The sequence below is a fragment of the Microbacterium sp. NPDC091676 genome (assembly GCF_044756645.1).
Lineage (GTDB): Bacteria > Actinomycetota > Actinomycetes > Actinomycetales > Microbacteriaceae > Microbacterium > Microbacterium paraoxydans_D.
Genome location: NZ_JBIVTI010000001.1, coordinates 2,598,777 through 2,616,198, shown reverse-complemented (window position 1 = coordinate 2,616,198; position 17,422 = coordinate 2,598,777). Strand labels below are relative to the sequence as shown.

Here is a 17,422-nt window from a genome sequence, read left to right as displayed (position 1 = left end):
GTCACTTCGCACCCCGCAGCTCGAGCGTGCAGCACTTGATCCCGCCGCCGCCGAGGAGGAGCTCGGACAGGTCGACGGTGATCGGGTTGTACCCGCGCTCCCGGAGCTGCTGCTCGAAGCCCTTCGCCCGCGGCGAGATGATGACGTTGTGGCCGTCGCTCGAGGAGTTCAGGCCGAACACCGCGCCGTCCTCGTCCGACACGAGGATCGCGTCCGGGAAGCGCTTCTCCAGCTCGGCACGGCTGGCGTCGTCGAAGGCCCCGGGGAGGTAGGCGATGTTCGCCCGTTCGGGGCCGCCGTTCTCCACGCCCTGCACGGGGTCGAGCACCGCGATCGCGGTGTCGAGGTGGTAGAAGCGGGGGTCGGTGAGGTTCAGCGACACGACCTCGCGGCCGAAGACCTCGCCGACCTCGCGGTGGCTGTCGCCGGTGGAGCGGAAGCCGGTCCCGGCGAGGATCACGTCGCCGACGAGCAGGAAGTCGCCCTCGCCCTCGTTGACCTCCTTCGGCATCACCGTGTCGTAGCCGGCGGCGCGGAACCAGTCGGCGAAGGCCGGAGCCTCGCCCTGGCGCTCGACGAACCGGAACTCCGGCACGTAGGCGCGCCCGTCGATGAGGAAGCCGCCGTTGGCCGTGTAGACCATGTCCGGGTAGCCGGGGAGCGGATCGATGAGCTCGACCTCGTGACCGAGCTCGACGTACAGGTCATAGAGCTTCTGCCACTGGGCGACGGCGTTGGCGGTGTCGGTCGGCCGCGACGGCTCCATCCACGGATTGATGGAGTAGTTCACCGTGAAGTGCTCGGGACGGCACATCAGGTAGTGGCGGCGGTGCGCGGTGCGCGTGGGGGCGGTGGTGACGGCGGTCTCCGGCGTCGACATGGATGCTCCTCGTGTGAACGGGCGCGGCGGACGCTGTCCAGGGGCCCGGCGGTCCTTCGACCCCCTGCTCGGAAGAGGCGGAGGGGAAGATGCGACTCGGGCACGCCGGTGACCATTGTGCCACCGGACCCTGGGCGCCACCAGCATCCGTCCCGTGTCGCCCTCAGCCCTCGCGCTGCGTCACCACGACCTTGCCGACCGCATGCCCGGCCTCGACGTGCGCGAGCGCGGACACGGCCTCGTCGAACGGGTACGTGCGCTCGATCACCGGAACCAGATGCCCCTCCTCGACGAGCTCGAGCAGCTTCGTGAGGACCTCGGGGCGCGACGTCGCCGCGAGGGACAGCACCCGGGGTCCGCGGAGCGAGAGCACGGCGGCGCGGATCATCCGCGGCACCGGACCGAGCACCCGTCCGCCGTCGCCGGTCACGAGCACCACCCGGCCACCTGGACGGACCAGGCGCTGGAGCTCACGGATCGGCACGCCTCCCGCGAGGTCGATGACGGCATCGAACCGCGAGGAGGGCAGGTGCGTGAGCGGAGACGTGCGGTGGTCGAGCGTGCGCACGGCTCCGAGACGCTGCAGCAGGAGGGCGTTGCGCGTACCGCACGTCGCCCAGACCTCGGCCCCGCGCAGCGCCGCGAGCTGGACCGCGAAGGTCCCCACGCCGCCGGACGCCCCGATCACGAGGATCCGCTGCGCACGGTGCCGCAACCCCACGCCGGCCGCGTCGAGCGCCTGCCAGGCGGTGCCTCCGGCGATCGGCAGGCATGCAGCCGCCTCGGGCGTCACGTCCGGGGGCACGGGCACGACGCGGTCGGCCGCGATGCGGGCGTGGGAGGCGAGGCCGCCGCCGCCCTGCAGCTCCCCGACGACGAGTTCACCGAGTTCGGCGTTCACCACGTCGGCGCCGACCGCCACGACGGTGCCGGCGACGTCGAGTCCCCGCACCGGGTTCTTCGGGCGCGTGAGGCCGAAGACCGGCCGGACCAGCAGCGGGTCGCCGAGGAGCAGCCGCACGTCGCCGGCATTGAGGGCGGTGGCCTGCACCCGCAGCACGACCTCTCCCCGATGCGGCTGCGGGACCGGGACGGGGGTCAGCGTCGTCCCGGCGGCCGGGCCGTACGTCTCCCGGGTCCAGGCGGGCATGGTCTCGGTCATACGGCACCTCCGGCGTCGGCCGGATACGCGAACAGGTCGTCGATCCCGACGCCGAAGGCCCGCGCGATCTGGAACGCGAGCTCCAGCGTCGGCGAGTACTTCTGCTGTTCGATCGCGATGACGGTCTGCCTGGTGACCCCGATCGTGCGGGCGAGCTCGGCCTGCGTGAGTCCGGCGCGCTCGCGATGGGCCCGAATGGTGTTGGAGACGAGGGTGGGCTTGACCATCAGCGGAGCCCCCGGCGGTACGCGATCGCCCGGGCGACACCGCCGACGACGGCCGCCACGAGGAACCCGGCGAACATGGTGTTCGCGATCCAGAACACGTCGGCCCCGAGACCGCAGAGGACGATGACGCCGAGACCGGCGATGGTGACGAAGGCCTGTTCCACGCGGGCACCCATCCGGCCGATATCCCGGTCGCGGATGTCGGAGCGGCCGACGCCGTCCGGATCGGACATCCCGGCGATGATGCCCCAGAGGACACTGAGCACGATCGTCCCGACGATGCCCCCGCCGATCGTCCACAGCATCAGCGGGAACCAGTCCGTGGCGGTGAGCGGTCCGCCGCCGGCCTGCTGCAGCAGCAGCACGACGTAGACGACCGCGACGATCGGGCTGACGATGAGCCCGGCCCAGACGTTGCGCTCCTCGTAGACCATGCGAATCTCCTCGTGTCAAAAATTCTTGACACGACACTACGTCCACCCACCCTCCGTGTCAAGAATCTTTTACACCCCCGCCCCGCGCCCCCCGCCCCTCGCCCCTCGCCGCACCGCGGGATCAATAACGCGCCTCCCCAGGCCCACAGCGGCACCTTTTCGATCCCACGTCCCAGGAACCTCCCGCCCCCCATCCCGCACACCCCCCGTAGGCCGGATCGAAAACGCACCCCCGTCGCTCCGGAGCGGCGCCTTTTCGCACCCGCACCGAAACCGGCGCGGCGGCCCCTGGCCGGGCGGGATCAGAAACGCACCCCGGATGGCGCGGGGAGGCGCCTTTTCGCACCCGCACCGGAGACGGGCGCAGCGTCCCCCGGCGGGCGGGCCACCGCGGGGGTCAGATGACGGAGGCGCTCCAGGGGTCGGGGTTTCCGTAGCGGTGAGCGGTGATCGAGACGGACTGCTCGTGCACGAACGGGAGGAGCTCGATGCGGGCCGCCGCCGTCACCTCCGCGTCGTACACCGCGAGGTCCGGGTCGCCGCCCGTCGCCACCCCCAGTGCGGAGCGCAGCGCCGCCACCGACTCCCGTCCGCCCACGAGCCGCACGCGCCCATGCCGCGGAAGCGCCGGAACACCGGCATCTCCCGAGGCCCCGGCATCCTCAGCCACCCGCATCCGCTGGATCCACTCGTCCTCCGTCTCCAGGAACACCACGGCGTCGAGGTCGCCCAGAGCATGCCGCACGCCCGCCGGAAGCCCGACCGGAGTGGACACGACGAAGCCGGCGCCGGCTCGCACTCCCGCGATCACGACCCGCAGCAGGTCGTGCAGGGCGGCGTCGTCGGTGGCGCGGATCTCCACGGGCACAGGGCGGTACCGGAAGAGGTTGCGCTCGATCTCCAGCCGCGAGACGTCCCGCACCCTGCCGAACTCCCGGTCCCAGGCCAGGGCGTCCGACAGGGCGGACCGCCGGAGCCACTCGAACGACTCGAACGGGAGGGACGGCTGCGCGGCCTCGATGAGCCCCGTGATCCGGGAGTCGAGCCCCCGCAGATGAAGGGTGCTCGACGCCGGGGACCCGTGCTGGGCGCGCCACGACCCGAGTCCGATGAGGTGGTTCGGCCCGCCCGGCTTGGCACCGGCCCCGACGGAGGAGCGCTTCCACCCGCCGAACGGCTGCCGCTGCACGATCGCCCCGGTGGTGCCGCGGTTGACGTAGAGGTTCCCGGCCTGCACGCGGTCGAGCCAGAAGGAGAGGTCGTCGGGGTCCTGCGTGTGCAGCCCCGCGGTGAGACCGTAGGCGACGGCGTTCTGCAGATCGACGGCCTTCGCGAGGGTCGGGGCATGCATGATCCCGAGGACCGGGCCGAAGAACTCCTCGGTGTGGAAGCGGGAGCCGGACTGAACGCCGACCCGCACGCCGGGACGCCAGAGCCGGCCGCTGCCGTCGTCGGCGGGGTCGAGGGCAGGTTCGATGAGCCATCGCTCGTCGCCCTCCAGCTCGGAGAGGGCCCAGGCGAGCTTGCCCTCGGGCTTCTCGATGACGGGGCCCACCTCGGCGAGCGGATCCGAGGGCCAGCCGACCCGCAGCGAGCGGACGGCATCGGCGAGCTGACGGGCGAAACGCTGCGAGCGCCCCACCGGCCCGACGAGGATCGCCAGCGAGGCCGCGGAGCACTTCTGCCCCGCATGCCCGAACGCGCTCTTCACGAGGTCGGCCACGGCGAGGTCGAGGTCGGCCGAGGGGGTGATGATCATCGCGTTCTTGCCACTGGTCTCCGCGAGCAGGGGCAGGTCGGGACGCCAGGAGCGGAACAGCTCCGCGGTCTCCCACGACCCGGTGAGGATCACCCGGTCCACCGCCTCGTCCGTGATGAGAGCACGGCCGAGGTCGCCTTCCTCGATGTCGACGAGAGCCAGAGCCTCACGGGGAACGCCGCCGTCCCACAGGGCCTCCACGAGCACCGCCGCACACCGCCGCGCCTGCGGGGCGGGCTTCAGGACCACGCCGGAGCTCGCGGCGAGCGCCGCCAGCACGCCGCCGGCGGGGATCGCGAGGGGGAAATTCCACGGCGGCGCGACGACGGTCACGCGGGCGGGGACGAAGACGGCGCCGGAGATCGCATCGAGCTCACGGCACGTCGCGGCGTAGTACCGGGCGAAGTCGACGGCCTCGCTCACCTCCACGTCGGCTTCGGCGAAGACCTTGCCGGTCTCCGCGGCGGCGACCTCGATCAGCTCCGCACGCCGGGACTCGAGCGCCGCCGCCGCGCGCAGCAGCACCTCGGCGCGTTCGGCCGCAGGACGCGATCCCCACGCCGCCGCCGCGCCCTGCACGCCGCGCACGATGCGGCCGAGCTCGTCGGCGTCGTCGACGCGGGCGGCGTCGAGGACCTCCGTCCCGACCGCCGACTCCGCGAGCCGCGCGCGGATCCCCGCCGCCCACTCGCGGTTGGCGGGGAGGGCGAGATCCGTGTCGGCGGTGTTCGCGAAGCCCGGGGCGCCCCCGGTGTCCTCCCCGCGCTCGCGCGCGGCGTACACGGCGGTCTCGAGGTAGGCGCCGGTGTCGGCGTCGTCCGAGCCGCGCACGATGCCGAGCACGGCCTTCGTGAGATCGGCCTCCGCGGCCGGGCTGGCCGGCGCCGGCCGCACGGACTCGTGCACGGGCGCGAGGCGGTCCTGCGTGCGCCGCGGACCGAGGCCGAGGGCCGGGTCCCTCGCCCGGTCGAGTGCGTCGAGGAAGCGGTCCGCCTCCCGGGCGAAGAGCGTCTCGTCGTCGTGCAGGTGGAACGCCGCGGAGAGGAAGTTCTCGGACGACGCGTTCTCCTCCAGCCGCCGCACGAGATAGCTGATGGCCACGTCGAACTCGGCGGGCGCGACGACCGGCACATACAGCAGCACCGGACCCACTTCCCGGGACACCGCCTGCACCTGCCCCTGGGCCATGCCGAGCAGCATCTCGAACTCGACATCGTCGCGGACGCCCCGCTCCCCGGCCAGCAGCCACGCGTGGGCGATGCCGAAGAGGTTGTGGCCGGCCACGCCGATCCGCACCGAGGTCGTGTGCTCGGGCTGCAGCGCCCAGTCCAGACAGCGCAGGTAGTTGGCGTCGGTGTCGAGCTTCGTGTTGTAGGGCGCGAGCGTCCACCCGTGCAGCGTCGCCTCGACGTGCTCCATCGCGAGGTTCGCGCCCTTCACGAGGCGCACCTTGATGCGGGCTCCCCCGTGGATCACGCGGTCCTGCGCCCAGGCGGTGAGCTCCTGGAGGGCCGGGAGCGCGTCGGGCAGATAGGCCTGCAGCACGATCCCGGCCTCGAGCCCGATGAGCCGAGGGTCCTCCAGGACCCGCGTGAAGACGGCGATCGTGAGGTCGAGGTCGCGGTACTCCTCCATGTCGAGGTTGATGAAGGTGCCGTCTGCCGCAGCCGTCACGTAGAGCGGGAGCAGCCGCTCCACGACCCGGTCGACGACCTCGTCGAAGCCCCACATCGAGATGCGGCTGACGATGGCGGAGACCTTGACCGACACGTAGTCGACGTCCGGACGCCGGATGAGCTCGTGGATGCCGTCGAGCCGCCGCTGCGCCTCCGCCTCGCCCAGCACCGCCTCTCCGAGGAGGTTGAGGTTCAGACGCGACCCCGACTCCCGCAGCTTCTCGATCGCGGGTCCGAGCTTCGCGGGCCGGGCGTCCACCACGAGGTGCCCCACCATCTCGCGCAGCGCCCGCCGCGCGAGGGGGACGACCGGTGTCGGCAGCACCGGGGCGACGCCGCCGCCGAGCCGTACCGCGGAGCGCAGGTACCACGGCAGGAACTCCGGCACGATGGGCGCGATCCGGTGCAGGCGGGCGGCCGCGGCTGTCAGGCTCTCCGGTCGCATCACGCCGTCGACGAAACCGAGGGTGAACGGCAGACCGTTGGCGTCGCGGAGCACTCCGGCGAGACGCGCGGCGGCGGGGTCGACGTCGGCCGCGGCCGCCTCGATCACCCAGCGGCGCGCGAGCTCGACCGCCTGATCGGCGAGGGATGCGGATGCCCCCGCCTCCGCGGAGGATGACGACGACTCTGCCATGTGACCACCCTAGGTCGCCGGTCGCGGAATCCCGGGGTGCCCGACCGGGCGGGCCGCAGTCGGGTCAGTTCCAGATGCTGGGGGCGGGGGTGCGCACGGGCGGCAGGGCGGACGCGGCCGCCCAGTCGTGCACCCACGCGTCGATCTCCGGCACCCCGTCGGGCTTGCCCACCGCGGCGAAGAGCTCCTCGTTGCTGACCGTGCCGCCGGAGCGCCGCAGCACGCGGGCCCGCACGATGGCCCTGGCGTAGACCTCGCCGCCGACCACGGCGCGATGCTCCAGGAACAGGGCCTTCTCGTCGTGCCCGATGAACCGGGACTGCACCTCGAACCGCTGCCAGAGCTGGAGCGACTTACGGAAGGTGATCGTCTCGCTCGACACGACCGCGTACCAGCCCTGCTCCTTCATCACGTCGAACAACCCCGTGCGGATGAGGTGGTCCCAGCGACCGAGGTCGAACAGCGACAGGTACCGGCCGTTGTTCATGTGGCGGAGGATGTCGAGGTCGGTGGGCAGGGTGGTCACCGTCACGGTGCCGACGGCTGTCGGGTCGAGGGTCTTCCCCTGACGCACGCGGCGACGCGCACCGAGGATCACGAGGAGGGTCCGCCAGATCACGTTCACGAGGACTGATCGTAGCCATCCGCGCACGACGGCCGAACTTCGTTGTCCGATTCCTCTATGCCCCCGGTGGGCCTCTCGCCGGCCGTCATCCCGATTTCCGATTTCCACGGACCCGCCGTAGAGTCACCGCATGAGCGCCGAAGCCCAGCCCGAAGTCATCGTCCGTCCGGTCCGTGATGTGGATGCGGAAGCCCTCGGTCGCGTGCATGCGCAGTGCTGGCACGAGACCTACGATCACCTCATCAGCAAGGCGGCGCTGGAGAAGGTCTCGCCCCGCCGCATGGCCGAGCTCTGGACGCACTGGGCCGCGCAGGGCCCCGACTTCAAGATGAACGCGGCGCTCGTCGACGGCGAGATCGTCGGCTTCGTCGGCTCGGGTCCGGCGCGCGACAAGGACGCCCCGGCGTTCCGCGAGCTGTACTTCATCTACCTGCTCGACGCGTACCACTCGACCGGCATCGGCCAGAAGCTCTTCGACGCCGCCGTCGAGAAGGACGAGCCGCTCTACCTCTGGGTCGCCGAGGACAACCCCCGCGCGCACCGCTTCTACACGCGCAACGGGTTCCACCTCGACGGCGCCGCGCACACCGAGCCGTTCCTCGGTGAGACGCTCACCGAGGTCCGCTTCGTGCGCCCCTGACCCTCGTCCTCACCGGAAGGGCCGCCCCGCGGGGCGGCCCTTTTCGTCTGCCCTCAGAGGCGTTCGATGATCGTGACGTTCGCGACGCCGCCGCCCTCGCACATGGTCTGCAGGCCGTACCGGCCACCGGTGCGCTCCAGCTCGTTGAGCAGGGTCGCGAGGATGCGGGTGCCGGTCGCGCCGATCGGATGCCCCAGGGCGATGCCGCCGCCGTTGACGTTGACCTTCTCGTGCGGCGCGCCGGTCTCGCGCATCCACGCGAGCACGACCGAGGCGAACGCCTCGTTGACCTCGAACAGGTCGATGTCCTCGATCCGGAGTCCCGTGCGCTCCAACGCGTGCCGGGTCGCCGGGATCGGTGCCGTGAGCATGAGCACGGGGTCGTCGCCACGGACGGAGACGTGGTGGATGCGGGCCCGCGGGGTGAGGCCGTGCTCCTGCACCGCCCGCGCACTGGCGATGAGCACGGCACTCGACGCATCGCTGATCTGCGACGCGACCGCGGCCGTGATCCGTCCGCCGGGCGCGAGCGGCGGCAGGCCGGCCATGCGTTCGAGGGTGGTGTCCCGGCGCACGCCCTCGTCGTGGTCGAGCCCGGCGAGCGGCGCGATCTCCGCCGCGAACCGCCCCTCGTCCTGGGCGACGGCCGCCCGGCGGTGGCTCTCCAGCGCGTACCGCTCCATCTCCTCCCGCGAGATGTCCCACCGCTCGGCGATGAGCTCCGCGCCCCGGAACTGCGAGATCTCCTGGTCGCCGTACCGCTCCTGCCATCCGGGCGACTCGGCGTACGGCGTCGTGAAGCCGTACTCCCGGCCGACGGTCGCGGCGGCGGTGAGCGGGATTCGTGACATGTTCTGCAGCCCGCCGGCGATCACGAGGTCGCTGGTGCCGCTGAGCACCGCCTGCGCGGCGAAGTGCACGGCCTGCTGACTGGATCCGCACTGGCGGTCGATCGTCACGCCGGGCACGTGCTCCGGGAAGCCGGCGACGAGCAGCGCCGTGCGCGCGACGTTCCCTGCCTGTCCCCCGATCGCATCGATGGCTCCGAGGATCACGTCGTCCACGGCTGCGGGGTCGATGCCCGTACGCGCGACGAGGGCCCGCAGACTGTGCGCGCCGAGGTCGGCGGGGTGAATCTCCGCGAGAGCGCCGCCACGGCGTCCGACCGGCGAACGGACCGCGTCGACGATGTAGGCCTCTGCCATGATCTCCCTCTCCTCAGTCCTCCGCGCCGGTCGGCAGGAGCAGCCGGAAGCGCTCACACAGCACCGGCATGTCGGGTTCGTAGCCCCGGGGGCTCTCGGAGTGGGTGCGCCAGTAGCGCTCGTGCACCTCGCGCCAGTGCGCCAGGGTGCGGTCCCCCTCCCCCTCGGCGAAGGCGTGCGCCTCGTCGACCTCGTCGAACGGCACGATGTCGATCGCCGTGGTCTCGATCACGGCGCGCGGGGCGCCGGTTCCGTCGAGGATGATGCTGAGCTCGCCGACGGTCGGCAGCGGGTCCCCCGTCTCCTCGTAGTCCCAGACGGAGGACGCGGTGCCCACCTTGATGCCTCGGAGCACGAGCTCCAGGAGCTCGTCGGCATGCTCCGGCGTCGCGCCGAAACCCCACGCCTCGGGAAGGACCTCGGGCAGGTGGGGCAGCGCGATGCGAGCCTCGCGCCAGTAGTCCTCGATGGCGGTGCGGTCGGTCATGGATCAGCGCCCCGAGACCTTGCCGAACGCCTTCGCGATCGGCGCGAGCACGAGCGGGCGCGCCGCGACCCACGCGATCGCGATCACGACGAGCGAGGCGACGAACACCCAGAACCCCGTCCACGTCGCGGCATCCTGCGCGGCGAACATGTGGTTGAGGTTGCGCAGGAAGCCGGTCAGCATCACGAGCGCGACGTGCGCGATGATGAACGCCACGAAGTAGAGCATCACCGGGAAGTGCAGGGCGCGGGCCCATTCCACCGGGTACGCCTTCGACAGGCGCTCCGCCTTCTTGGGCCAGAGCCCCGACATGCGGAACCCGGTGACGGCGGCGAGCGGTGCCGCGAGGAAGACGGTGACGAAGTAGGCGAGCTGCTGCAGGCTGTTGTAGTTGTTCCAGCCGTTCTCGTGCGGCCAGTCGAACGAGATGTACTGCAGTGCCGCCGACAGCGCGTTCGGGAAGACCTCCCAGCTCGTCGGCACGATCCGCACCCAGTGCCCCGTGGCGAACAGCAGCACCACGAAGATCACGCCGTTCAGCAGCCACAGGATGTCGAGCGCCTGGTGGAACCAGAGGTTCAGGCTGATCTTGCCCTTCGGGTTGTTCCTCGGCGACCAGAACACGCTCGGCCGCTTCTCCGTGCGCACCTGCAGCCCCGACCGGATGATGAGCACGATCAGGAACATGTTGAAGAAGTGCGCCCAGTTGACCCACGGCGCGAAGCCGGGCTCGACCTGGATCGGCGGCTCGTACTCGCCCGGGAAGGCCGCCAGGAAGTCCTGCATGAACGGGAGGCTCAGCAGCGTGCGGACGAGAGCCACGGCCGCGGCGGCGAGCACGCCGAGAGCGGCGGCGCCGAACAGCACGGCGATCGCCTGGGTCCAGGTCGGGCGCCGGCGAGCGGTCGGGTCGGCGGCCGCGGCGGCGGCCGGGAGGTGCCGGGGGGCACGACCGTTCCAGACCGTGCGGGTCCAGGGCAGCGGTGTGCTGATGTCGGCGGCCGGGGCGAGCGCGGTGCCGGGGACTGCGGGTTCCGCCGTCGCGGGTGCCGCGGCCGGAGCCGGGGTCTCCGCGATCGCGGGCGCGTCCGCCGCCCCGGCCGAGGTGGTGTCGGCGGTCGCACGAGCGGGCACGGTCCCGGCGGGCGGCCAGGGCTCGCCGCCCGGGACACGCGGCAGTCCGCGCCGGATGCGGGAGGCTCCGGCAGGCGTCGCGGCGGCGGACATCGCGGCGGCAGGCGTCGCGGCGGACGCCGGCGCGACGGCGGCGGGCTCGGCGGCGGGAGCGTCGGGTGCCGTGACCGCGGCACGTGACGTCTCGGCCGGCACCGCGGCGACGGCGGACACCGCCGGCGCGGCCTCGGCCGGTGGCCACGGCTCGCCGCCCGGGACGCGCGGGAGGCCTCGACGGAGAGTCGGGCGCGGGGCGGCGTCCTCCGGCAGAGACGGGGTCGTGACTGCGGCCTCGACCTCGGGGGCCGTGCCCTCGACGCGTTCCGTCGTCGGGGACGCCGGAGCCGACGCCGACGTCTCGACGGCGGCGGCCACCTCGACCACCTCGGCCGACTCGACGGTCACCCCGGCGGGCGGCCAGGGCTCGCCGCCCGGCACCCGCGGAAGCCCGCGGCGCAGCACCCGCGTCGCCATGACTACTTCTTCCGCGCCTCGAGCGCGGCGATCACCTGCGGGACGATCGCGAACACGTCGCCGACGATGCCGAAGTCGGCGACGTCGAAGATGGGCGCTTCCGGGTCCTTGTTGATCGCCACGATGTTCTTCGACGTCTGCATGCCGGCGCGATGCTGGATCGCCCCGGAGATCCCGAGCGCGACGTAGAGCTGCGGCGACACCGAGACGCCGGTCTGCCCGACCTGGTGGGACTGCGGGATGTAGCCCGCATCGACCGCGGCACGCGAGGCGCCGACCGCGGCCCCGAGGGCGTCGGCGAGCTCCTCCACGAGCACGAACTTCTCCTTCGAGGCGAGACCGCGGCCGCCGGAGACCACGCGGGTCGCTCCGCGCAGCTCGGGCCGGGATGAGGTGGCCTCGACCGTCTCGACGGGGCCCGCCGTCGCGGCGACCGCTCCGGACGGCGTGACCGCGAGCTGCTCGACCTGCGGGGAGGCGACCGCCTCGGCCCTGGCGTCCACCGCACCCTGGCGCACCGTGACGACGAGCGTGCCGTACGTCGCGGCCGCGTCGACGAGGTACGCCCCGCCGTAGACCGAGTGGTGGGCGACGATGCCCTCGTCGTCACGGGAGACCCCGACCGCGTCAACGGTGAGAGCGCTCTTCGTCCGCACCGCGAACCGCCCGGCGACATCGCGTCCGGAGATCGAGTTCGAGATGAGCACGGCCGCGGGCTGCACCTGCGCGGCGGCGGCCTGCAGCGCGTCCACGATCGGGACCGTCAGCGCAGACGGGTCGCCCTCGGCCGTGAGCACGACCGCGGCTCCGGCCTCCGCCGCCCTGGCGACCGCGGCCTCGGTACCGCCGACGATCAGCGCGACGGGGCTGCCGACACCCGCCGCCGCGCCGAGGAGTCCGGCGGCACTGCTGGCGAGCGCGCCGGACGGGTCGACGTCGAGGAGCACGAGGATCGGGTTCTCGGGGTACGCCATGTCACACCAGCCTGTTCTGCACGAGGAACTCGACGAGCTTCTCGGCGGCATCGCCCTCGTCGACGATCTTGACGCCGGCGGCCCGCGGGGGCTTCTCCGAGACCGCGGTCATGATGGTGCGCGGAGCGAGCGCCGGGTCGGCCGACACGTCGAGGTCGGCGAGGGACAGCACCTCCAGCGGCTTCTTCTTCGCCGCCATGATGCCCTTGAAGTTCGGGAACCGGGCGTCCGGGAGCGCCTCGGTGATGGAGATCACGGCGGGCAGCGGCGCGGTCACCTGCTGGTTGCCCGCGTCGGCACCCCGGGTACCGGAGACGCCCTCGGCGGTGATCTCGACCGCGGTGAGGGCGGTGGCCTGCGCCCAGCCGAGGTGTTCGGCGAGCATGGCGGGGAGGACGCCGCCGGCGCCGTCGGTGGACAGGTTGCCGGTGATGACCAGGTCGGGCGCGCCGCGGCGGATCGCGGCGGCCAGGACCTCGGCGGTGAGACCCAGGTCGGCACCGACGAGCTGCTCGTCGACGACGTGCACGGCGGACGCGGCACCGATCGCGAGGGCGCGTCGCACGGAGGCGGTCGCGCTCTCCGGCGCCATCGTCAGGGCCACGACCTCGGTGCCCTCGTTCTTGTCGGCGTGGGCCAGGGCGACCTCGAGGGCCCGCTCCGTGATCTCGTCGAGGACCACATCCCCGGCGCCGCGTTCGGCGAGTCCGGTCTCGAGATTCAACGTGCGATCGCCATAGGTGTCCGGCACCTCTTTGACCAGGACGAAGATCTTCATCGAATGCTCCTCACGACACGCTGAGTCTATCCGCACGCTCTTCTATGTAGCCAAAGGCGGAGGGATCCGCAGGCCGCACCCCCGATTTCCGCCGCGAATGTATACATAGTCGACAGTCGCGCCCCACGGCTCGCCGCTGGCGACCGGGGGCGGCCTGCCCCGGTACCGTAGAGACGTGGTCCGACCCCGCCCGCTTCCCGTCGACCCGCTCGCCGAGGCGAAGCGGCAGTGGATCGCGCACGGCTGGACCGAGGCCGCGGACGGCATGACCGTCGTCACCTCGGTCATGCGCGCCCAGCAGCTGCTCCTGGCCCGTGTCGACGCGGCCCTCAAGCCCTTCGCGCTGAGCTTCGCCCGCTACGAGGTCCTCCGCCTGCTGGCCTTCAGCCGCGCCGGACGCCTGCCGTTGTCGAGCGTCGTCGCGCGCCTGCAGGTCCACGCCACCACCATCACGAGCACTGCCGAGCGGCTCATGCGCGACGGCCTCGTCATCCGCGAACCGCACCCGCACGACGGGCGCGCGGCGATGCTCGCCCTGACGGACGACGGCCGCGACCTCGTCGAGCGCGCGACGACCGCCCTCAACGCCGACGTCTTCGCCGACCCCGGCATGAGCGAGGCCGACGCCGCCGAGCTCGTCGCCATCGTCGCCCGCCTGCGCCGCGACGCCGGCGACTTCATCGACCCGCGCCCCCTCCCGGAACCGCTCTGATGCCCCGTTTCGTGCGCGCGGCACCCTCATGCGCGACACGATCGAGTTCCGCTCACCCTTCGGACCCCTCGGCCGCCTCATCGATGCCCTCGTGCTCGGCCGATACATGGAGCGGCTGATCACCGAACGCAACTCCGCTCTCGTCGCCGCGATCGAGGACGGCGGGCGTACTCTTCCTGCATGAGCGAACTGCGCGTGCACACCGTCCTCACCGGTCGCGGCCCCGCTGCGGCGATCCTCCTCACCGACGAGCAGGTGGCCTCCTTCGGCGCGGGCAAGGCCTTCCCGGTCGCGGTCACGATCGGCGGCCACACCGCCCGCCTGCGCCTGGCCCGGATGGGAGGCGAGAACATGATCGGTCTCAGCAAGGCCGCCCGCGCAGACCTCGGGGTCGAGATCGATCAGGAGGTGGACGCCGTGATCCGGCTCGACACCGCGGAGCGGACGGTCGAGGTGCCGCCGACACTGGCCGCCGCCCTCGACACCGATCCGGCCGTGCGCGCGGCGTTCGACGCCCTCTCCCCGTCGGCGCGCAAGGAGCACGCCAGGGCGGTCGCCGAGGCCAAGCAGGAGGCGACGCGCGAGCGCCGGATCGCGAAGATCGTGGAGTCCCTGCGCGGCTGACCGGTGTTCCGCGGTCAGCGGTTCTGGAAGTCCGGCGTGCGCTTCTCGCGGAAGGCCGCCATCCCCTCTTTCTGATCGTGCGTGTCGAACAGTGCCGCGAACGCCTGCTTCTCGTGGGCGAGGCCTGCGGAGAGCGTCGTCTCCATCGCCGCATCGAGCGCGGCCTTGGCGGCGTAGACCGAGGGCAGCGACTTCGACGCGATCGTCTCGGCCAGCGTGGCCGCCTCGGCGAGCAGCTCCGCCGCGGGGACGACCCGGGACACGAGTCCGGAGCGTTCCGCCTCGTCAGCGCCCAGGAAGCGACCGGACAGCACGAGTTCCGCGGCCTTGTAGTACCCGACCGCACGGATGAGCCGCTGCGTGCCGCCCATACCGGGCATCACCCCGAGGTTGATCTCCGGCTGACCGAACTTCGCGGTGTCCGCGGCGAGGATGATGTCGCACATCATCGCCAGCTCGCAGCCGCCGCCGAGCGCGAATCCGGAGACCGCGGCGATGACCGGCGTGCGCACGGCCGCGAAGTCGTGCCAGACGCCGAAGTGGTCGGTCTCGAGCATCTCCGTCGCGGACATCCCCTCCATCTCCTTGATGTCGGCGCCGGCCGCGAAGGCCTTCTCGGAGCCGGTAACGACGATGGCCCCGACGCCGTCATCCGCATCGAAGGCCTGCGCGGCCGCGGTGACCTCCTCGGCGAGCCGGCTGTTCAGCGCGTTGAGCGCCTCGGGACGGTGGAGGGTGATCCAGCCCACGCGTCCGCGCTGCTCCACCAGGATCGTCTCGTACTCGGTCATCGCTCCCGCCTTCCTGTCGTTATCCACCCTCCCCTTCGAATCGCCCGAATTGCTGCATTTCGGCCGGATTCGCGACCATTCAGGCGATTCGAAAGCCGGAGGTCAGCCACGGATGTCCGTGATGATGCCGGAGAAGTCGCGGGTCCCGCCCTCGCCGGCGGCGTACGCGGCGTACAGCTCCTGCGCCAGACGGCCCATCCGGGCGTCCGTCGAGGTCTGCTCGATGGCCTGCAGCGCGAGACCGAGGTCCTTCGCCATGAGGGCACCCGCGAACCCCGGCTGGTAGTCCCGGTTCGCGGGGCTCGTGGGCACCGGTCCGGGGACGGGACAGTTCGTGGTGAGCGCCCAGCACTGCCCGGACGCCTGGGACACCACGTCGAAGAGGGCCTGATGCTCGAGCCCGAGCCGCTCCCCCAGCACGAAGGCCTCGGCGACGGCGATCTGCGACACCGCGAGCACCATGTTGTTGCAGACCTTCGCCGCTTGACCGAGCCCGGGTCCGCCGCAGTGCACGATGCGCTTCCCCATGATCTCCAGCAGCGGAAGAGCCGCCGCGAAGTCGTCGTCGGAGCCCCCGACCATGAACGCCAGGGTCCCGGCCTCCGCCCCGACCACGCCGCCGGAGACCGGAGCGTCGATGTGCCGGTGGCCCGCGGCGAGCGCGAGCGCATGCGCGGCCCGCGCCTCGTCCACGGCGATGGTCGACGACTCGATGAACAGCGTCCCGGGGCGCGCGGCCGCCAGCAGCTCCGTGCGGTAGGCCTCGATGACGTGCTTCCCCGCCGGGAACATCGTCACCACGACCTCCGCGTCCGCCACCGCCTCCGCGCCGCTCGCCGCCACGGGGATCCCGGCCGCCCCGGCCGCCTCGATCGCCGCGGGCACGAGGTCGAAGCCGTGCACCTCGTGTCCGGCGGCGACGAGGTTCTTCGCCATCGGCAGCCCCATGTGCCCGAGTCCGAGGAACGCCACGCGGGTCATGACGCGCTCCGCATCGACGTCGACCCCGCGGGTCGCAGCATCTCCCGGCCGACGATCAGGCGCATGATCTCGTTCGTCCCCTCGAGGATCTGGTGCACGCGGAGGTCGCGGACGATCTTCTCGATGCCGTAGTCCTGCAGGTAGCCGTAACCGCCGTGCAGCTGGAGGGCGCGGTTGGCGACCTCGAAGCCCGCGTCGGTCGCGAAGCGCTTGGCCATCGCGCAGCGCATCGTCGCGTCCGGCGCCTTCTCATCCACCGCCTGCGCGCCGTCGCGCATCATCAGTCGCGCGGCCTGCAGGTCGGTGCGCATGTCGGCGATCGCGAAGAGGATCGACTGCTTCTCCGCCAGCGGCTCCCCGAACGCGACGCGCTCGTGCACGTACTGCACGGCCTTGTCGAGCGCGGCCTGCGCTCCCCCGAGAGAGCACGCCGCGATGTTGAGGCGGCCGCCGTTGAGCGCCGACATCGCGATCGCGAAACCGCGCCCCTCGTCGCCGAGCATCGCGGACGCCGGCACCCGCACGCCGTCCATGATCACGGGCCGGGTCGGCTGCGCGTGCCATCCCATCTTCTTCTCCGGAGCACCGAAGCTCAGGTTCTCCGCGTCACCGGGGACGAGGAAGGCGCTGATGCCCCGGGCTCCCGGCTCGCCGGTCCGCGCCATGACGACGTACACCGCGGCCTCACCGGCTCCGGAGATGAACTGCTTCACCCCGGTCAGCACGTACTCGTCGCCCTCGCGGACGGCGCTGGTCGCGATGTTCGCCGCGTCGGATCCGGCTCCCGGCTCGGTGAGGCAGTAGCCGCCGAACTCCTGCATGGCGGTCAGCGACGGCAGCCAGCGCGACCGCTGCTCGTCGTCGCCGTAGGTGTCGATCATCCACACCACCATGTTGTGGATGGAGATGTAGGCGGCCACGGCGGGGTCGGCCTTGGCGAGCTCCTCGAAGATCGCGACGGTGTCGACGCGGGTGAGGCCCGTGCCGCCGAACTCCTCGCTCACATAGATCCCGCCGAGGCCGAGCTCGCCGCCGCGCTGCAGCGACTCCCGCGGGAACAGGTGCTTCTCGTCGCGTTCCGCGGCGAACGGGGCGAGCTCCGCGTCGGCGAACTCCCGCACGGCATCGAGGATCGCCTCGCGCTCCTCGTCGGTGGTGGTGACGGTGGTCATGGTCATCGCGT

Annotated in this window: 18 protein-coding genes; 4 read left to right on the top strand and 14 right to left on the bottom strand. The window is 72.1% G+C overall.

Annotation, left to right across the window (positions count from 1 at the left end; all coding sequences use genetic code 11):
• Nucleotide 1: 1 nt before the first annotated feature.
• From ddaH to ACIQID_RS12680, 6 genes are all read right to left on the bottom strand, one after another.
• Complete coding sequence (gene ddaH / locus ACIQID_RS12705; protein ID WP_400285449.1) at nucleotides 2–880, bottom strand: dimethylargininase; 879 nt, start codon at nucleotides 878–880, stop codon at nucleotides 2–4.
• Between the two features lie 163 nt (nucleotides 881–1,043).
• The gene (locus ACIQID_RS12700; RefSeq protein WP_400285446.1) at nucleotides 1,044–2,042 is read right to left on the bottom strand and encodes an NAD(P)-dependent alcohol dehydrogenase; all 999 of its coding nucleotides are present in this window, start codon (nucleotides 2,040–2,042) and stop codon (nucleotides 1,044–1,046) included.
• Nucleotides 2,039–2,269 carry a helix-turn-helix transcriptional regulator gene (locus tag ACIQID_RS12695; protein WP_400285443.1) on the bottom strand — a complete coding sequence of 77 codons (231 nt, stop codon included), beginning with the start codon at nucleotides 2,267–2,269 and terminating at the stop codon, nucleotides 2,039–2,041. The genes ACIQID_RS12700 and ACIQID_RS12695 overlap by 4 nt, the downstream gene beginning before the upstream one ends.
• Nucleotides 2,269–2,703, bottom strand: a complete 435-nt coding sequence (locus ACIQID_RS12690; protein ID WP_060922631.1) for a hypothetical protein — start codon at nucleotides 2,701–2,703, stop codon at nucleotides 2,269–2,271. Before ACIQID_RS12690 ends, ACIQID_RS12695 begins: the two co-directional genes overlap by 1 nt.
• A gap of 397 nt (nucleotides 2,704–3,100) precedes the next feature.
• Nucleotides 3,101–6,775, bottom strand: coding sequence for a proline dehydrogenase family protein (locus ACIQID_RS12685; RefSeq protein ID WP_400285439.1), 3,675 nt, complete (start codon nucleotides 6,773–6,775; stop codon nucleotides 3,101–3,103).
• A 64-nt stretch (nucleotides 6,776–6,839) separates the two neighbouring features.
• Nucleotides 6,840–7,400: an acyl-CoA thioesterase gene (locus tag ACIQID_RS12680; RefSeq protein WP_025105424.1), complete on the bottom strand. Its 561-nt coding sequence runs from the start codon at nucleotides 7,398–7,400 to the stop codon at nucleotides 6,840–6,842.
• 130 nt (nucleotides 7,401–7,530) lie between these two features.
• Between ACIQID_RS12680 and ACIQID_RS12675 the strand changes: the two genes are divergently transcribed.
• A complete protein-coding gene (locus ACIQID_RS12675; protein WP_025105423.1) occupies nucleotides 7,531–8,040 on the top strand; it encodes a GNAT family N-acetyltransferase in 510 nt (169 codons plus the stop codon).
• A gap of 53 nt (nucleotides 8,041–8,093) precedes the next feature.
• Here ACIQID_RS12675 and ACIQID_RS12670 read toward each other — a convergent pair whose 3' ends face one another.
• The 5 genes from ACIQID_RS12670 to ACIQID_RS12650 are packed head-to-tail and all read right to left on the bottom strand — an operon-like array spanning nucleotide 8,094 to nucleotide 13,131.
• Nucleotides 8,094–9,245 (bottom strand): acetyl-CoA C-acetyltransferase, encoded by a 1,152-nt coding sequence (locus tag ACIQID_RS12670; protein ID WP_400285434.1) that lies wholly within the window; start codon nucleotides 9,243–9,245, stop codon nucleotides 8,094–8,096.
• 13 nt (nucleotides 9,246–9,258) lie between these two features.
• A complete protein-coding gene (locus ACIQID_RS12665; protein WP_400285431.1) occupies nucleotides 9,259–9,732 on the bottom strand; it encodes an ASCH domain-containing protein in 474 nt (157 codons plus the stop codon).
• A 3-nt stretch (nucleotides 9,733–9,735) separates the two neighbouring features.
• Nucleotides 9,736–11,379: a cytochrome b/b6 domain-containing protein gene (locus tag ACIQID_RS12660; RefSeq protein WP_400285429.1), complete on the bottom strand. Its 1,644-nt coding sequence runs from the start codon at nucleotides 11,377–11,379 to the stop codon at nucleotides 9,736–9,738.
• A 2-nt stretch (nucleotides 11,380–11,381) separates the two neighbouring features.
• Entirely contained in the window at nucleotides 11,382–12,353 is a 972-nt protein-coding gene (locus ACIQID_RS12655; protein ID WP_400285426.1) for an electron transfer flavoprotein subunit alpha/FixB family protein, read from the bottom strand.
• Between the two features lies 1 nt (nucleotide 12,354).
• A complete protein-coding gene (locus ACIQID_RS12650) occupies nucleotides 12,355–13,131 on the bottom strand; it encodes an electron transfer flavoprotein subunit beta/FixA family protein (RefSeq protein ID WP_312674913.1) in 777 nt (258 codons plus the stop codon).
• 175 nt (nucleotides 13,132–13,306) lie between these two features.
• Between ACIQID_RS12650 and ACIQID_RS12645 the strand changes: the two genes are divergently transcribed.
• Genes ACIQID_RS12645 through ACIQID_RS12635 form a run of 3 tightly spaced genes read left to right on the top strand, consistent with a single transcriptional unit; the run spans nucleotide 13,307 to nucleotide 14,467 of the window.
• Nucleotides 13,307–13,843 carry a MarR family winged helix-turn-helix transcriptional regulator gene (locus ACIQID_RS12645; protein ID WP_071329144.1) on the top strand — a complete coding sequence of 179 codons (537 nt, stop codon included), beginning with the start codon at nucleotides 13,307–13,309 and terminating at the stop codon, nucleotides 13,841–13,843.
• A gap of 28 nt (nucleotides 13,844–13,871) precedes the next feature.
• Nucleotides 13,872–14,027 carry a hypothetical protein gene (locus ACIQID_RS12640; RefSeq protein ID WP_400285422.1) on the top strand — a complete coding sequence of 52 codons (156 nt, stop codon included), beginning with the start codon at nucleotides 13,872–13,874 and terminating at the stop codon, nucleotides 14,025–14,027.
• Nucleotides 14,024–14,467, top strand: a complete 444-nt coding sequence (locus tag ACIQID_RS12635) for a YdeI/OmpD-associated family protein (RefSeq protein WP_400285419.1) — start codon at nucleotides 14,024–14,026, stop codon at nucleotides 14,465–14,467. Before ACIQID_RS12640 ends, ACIQID_RS12635 begins: the two co-directional genes overlap by 4 nt.
• A gap of 14 nt (nucleotides 14,468–14,481) precedes the next feature.
• On the opposite strand, the gene ACIQID_RS12630 is transcribed toward ACIQID_RS12635, so the two are convergent.
• From ACIQID_RS12630 to ACIQID_RS12620, 3 genes are all read right to left on the bottom strand, one after another.
• Nucleotides 14,482–15,258 (bottom strand): enoyl-CoA hydratase-related protein, encoded by a 777-nt coding sequence (locus ACIQID_RS12630; protein ID WP_400285416.1) that lies wholly within the window; start codon nucleotides 15,256–15,258, stop codon nucleotides 14,482–14,484.
• A gap of 102 nt (nucleotides 15,259–15,360) precedes the next feature.
• A complete protein-coding gene (gene mmsB, locus ACIQID_RS12625; protein WP_400285413.1) occupies nucleotides 15,361–16,239 on the bottom strand; it encodes a 3-hydroxyisobutyrate dehydrogenase in 879 nt (292 codons plus the stop codon).
• Nucleotides 16,236–17,417: an acyl-CoA dehydrogenase family protein gene (locus ACIQID_RS12620; protein ID WP_280565950.1), complete on the bottom strand. Its 1,182-nt coding sequence runs from the start codon at nucleotides 17,415–17,417 to the stop codon at nucleotides 16,236–16,238. The genes mmsB and ACIQID_RS12620 overlap by 4 nt, the downstream gene beginning before the upstream one ends.
• Nucleotides 17,418–17,422 lie beyond the last annotated feature (5 nt).

What these genes read in the sequence shown, in the direction of transcription:
- ACIQID_RS12660 (WP_400285429.1), bottom strand. Translation starts at nt 11,379, where the DNA reads ATGGCGACGCGGGTGCTGCGCCGCGGGCTTCCGCGGGTGCCGGGCGGC.
- ACIQID_RS12700 (WP_400285446.1), bottom strand. Translation starts at nt 2,042, where the DNA reads ATGACCGAGACCATGCCCGCCTGGACCCGGGAGACGTACGGCCCGGCC.
- ACIQID_RS12630 (WP_400285416.1), bottom strand. Translation starts at nt 15,258, where the DNA reads ATGACCGAGTACGAGACGATCCTGGTGGAGCAGCGCGGACGCGTGGGC.
- ACIQID_RS12690 (WP_060922631.1), bottom strand. Translation starts at nt 2,703, where the DNA reads ATGGTCTACGAGGAGCGCAACGTCTGGGCCGGGCTCATCGTCAGCCCG.
- ACIQID_RS12650 (WP_312674913.1), bottom strand. Translation starts at nt 13,131, where the DNA reads ATGAAGATCTTCGTCCTGGTCAAAGAGGTGCCGGACACCTATGGCGAT.
- mmsB (WP_400285413.1), bottom strand. Translation starts at nt 16,239, where the DNA reads ATGACCCGCGTGGCGTTCCTCGGACTCGGGCACATGGGGCTGCCGATG.
- ddaH (WP_400285449.1), bottom strand. Translation starts at nt 880, where the DNA reads ATGTCGACGCCGGAGACCGCCGTCACCACCGCCCCCACGCGCACCGCG.
- ACIQID_RS12670 (WP_400285434.1), bottom strand. Translation starts at nt 9,245, where the DNA reads ATGGCAGAGGCCTACATCGTCGACGCGGTCCGTTCGCCGGTCGGACGC.
- ACIQID_RS12635 (WP_400285419.1), top strand. Translation starts at nt 14,024, where the DNA reads ATGAGCGAACTGCGCGTGCACACCGTCCTCACCGGTCGCGGCCCCGCT.
- ACIQID_RS12655 (WP_400285426.1), bottom strand. Translation starts at nt 12,353, where the DNA reads ATGGCGTACCCCGAGAACCCGATCCTCGTGCTCCTCGACGTCGACCCG.
- ACIQID_RS12620 (WP_280565950.1), bottom strand. Translation starts at nt 17,417, where the DNA reads ATGACCATGACCACCGTCACCACCACCGACGAGGAGCGCGAGGCGATC.
- ACIQID_RS12675 (WP_025105423.1), top strand. Translation starts at nt 7,531, where the DNA reads ATGAGCGCCGAAGCCCAGCCCGAAGTCATCGTCCGTCCGGTCCGTGAT.
- ACIQID_RS12685 (WP_400285439.1), bottom strand. Translation starts at nt 6,775, where the DNA reads ATGGCAGAGTCGTCGTCATCCTCCGCGGAGGCGGGGGCATCCGCATCC.
- ACIQID_RS12640 (WP_400285422.1), top strand. Translation starts at nt 13,872, where the DNA reads ATGCGCGACACGATCGAGTTCCGCTCACCCTTCGGACCCCTCGGCCGC.
- ACIQID_RS12695 (WP_400285443.1), bottom strand. Translation starts at nt 2,269, where the DNA reads ATGGTCAAGCCCACCCTCGTCTCCAACACCATTCGGGCCCATCGCGAG.
- ACIQID_RS12665 (WP_400285431.1), bottom strand. Translation starts at nt 9,732, where the DNA reads ATGACCGACCGCACCGCCATCGAGGACTACTGGCGCGAGGCTCGCATC.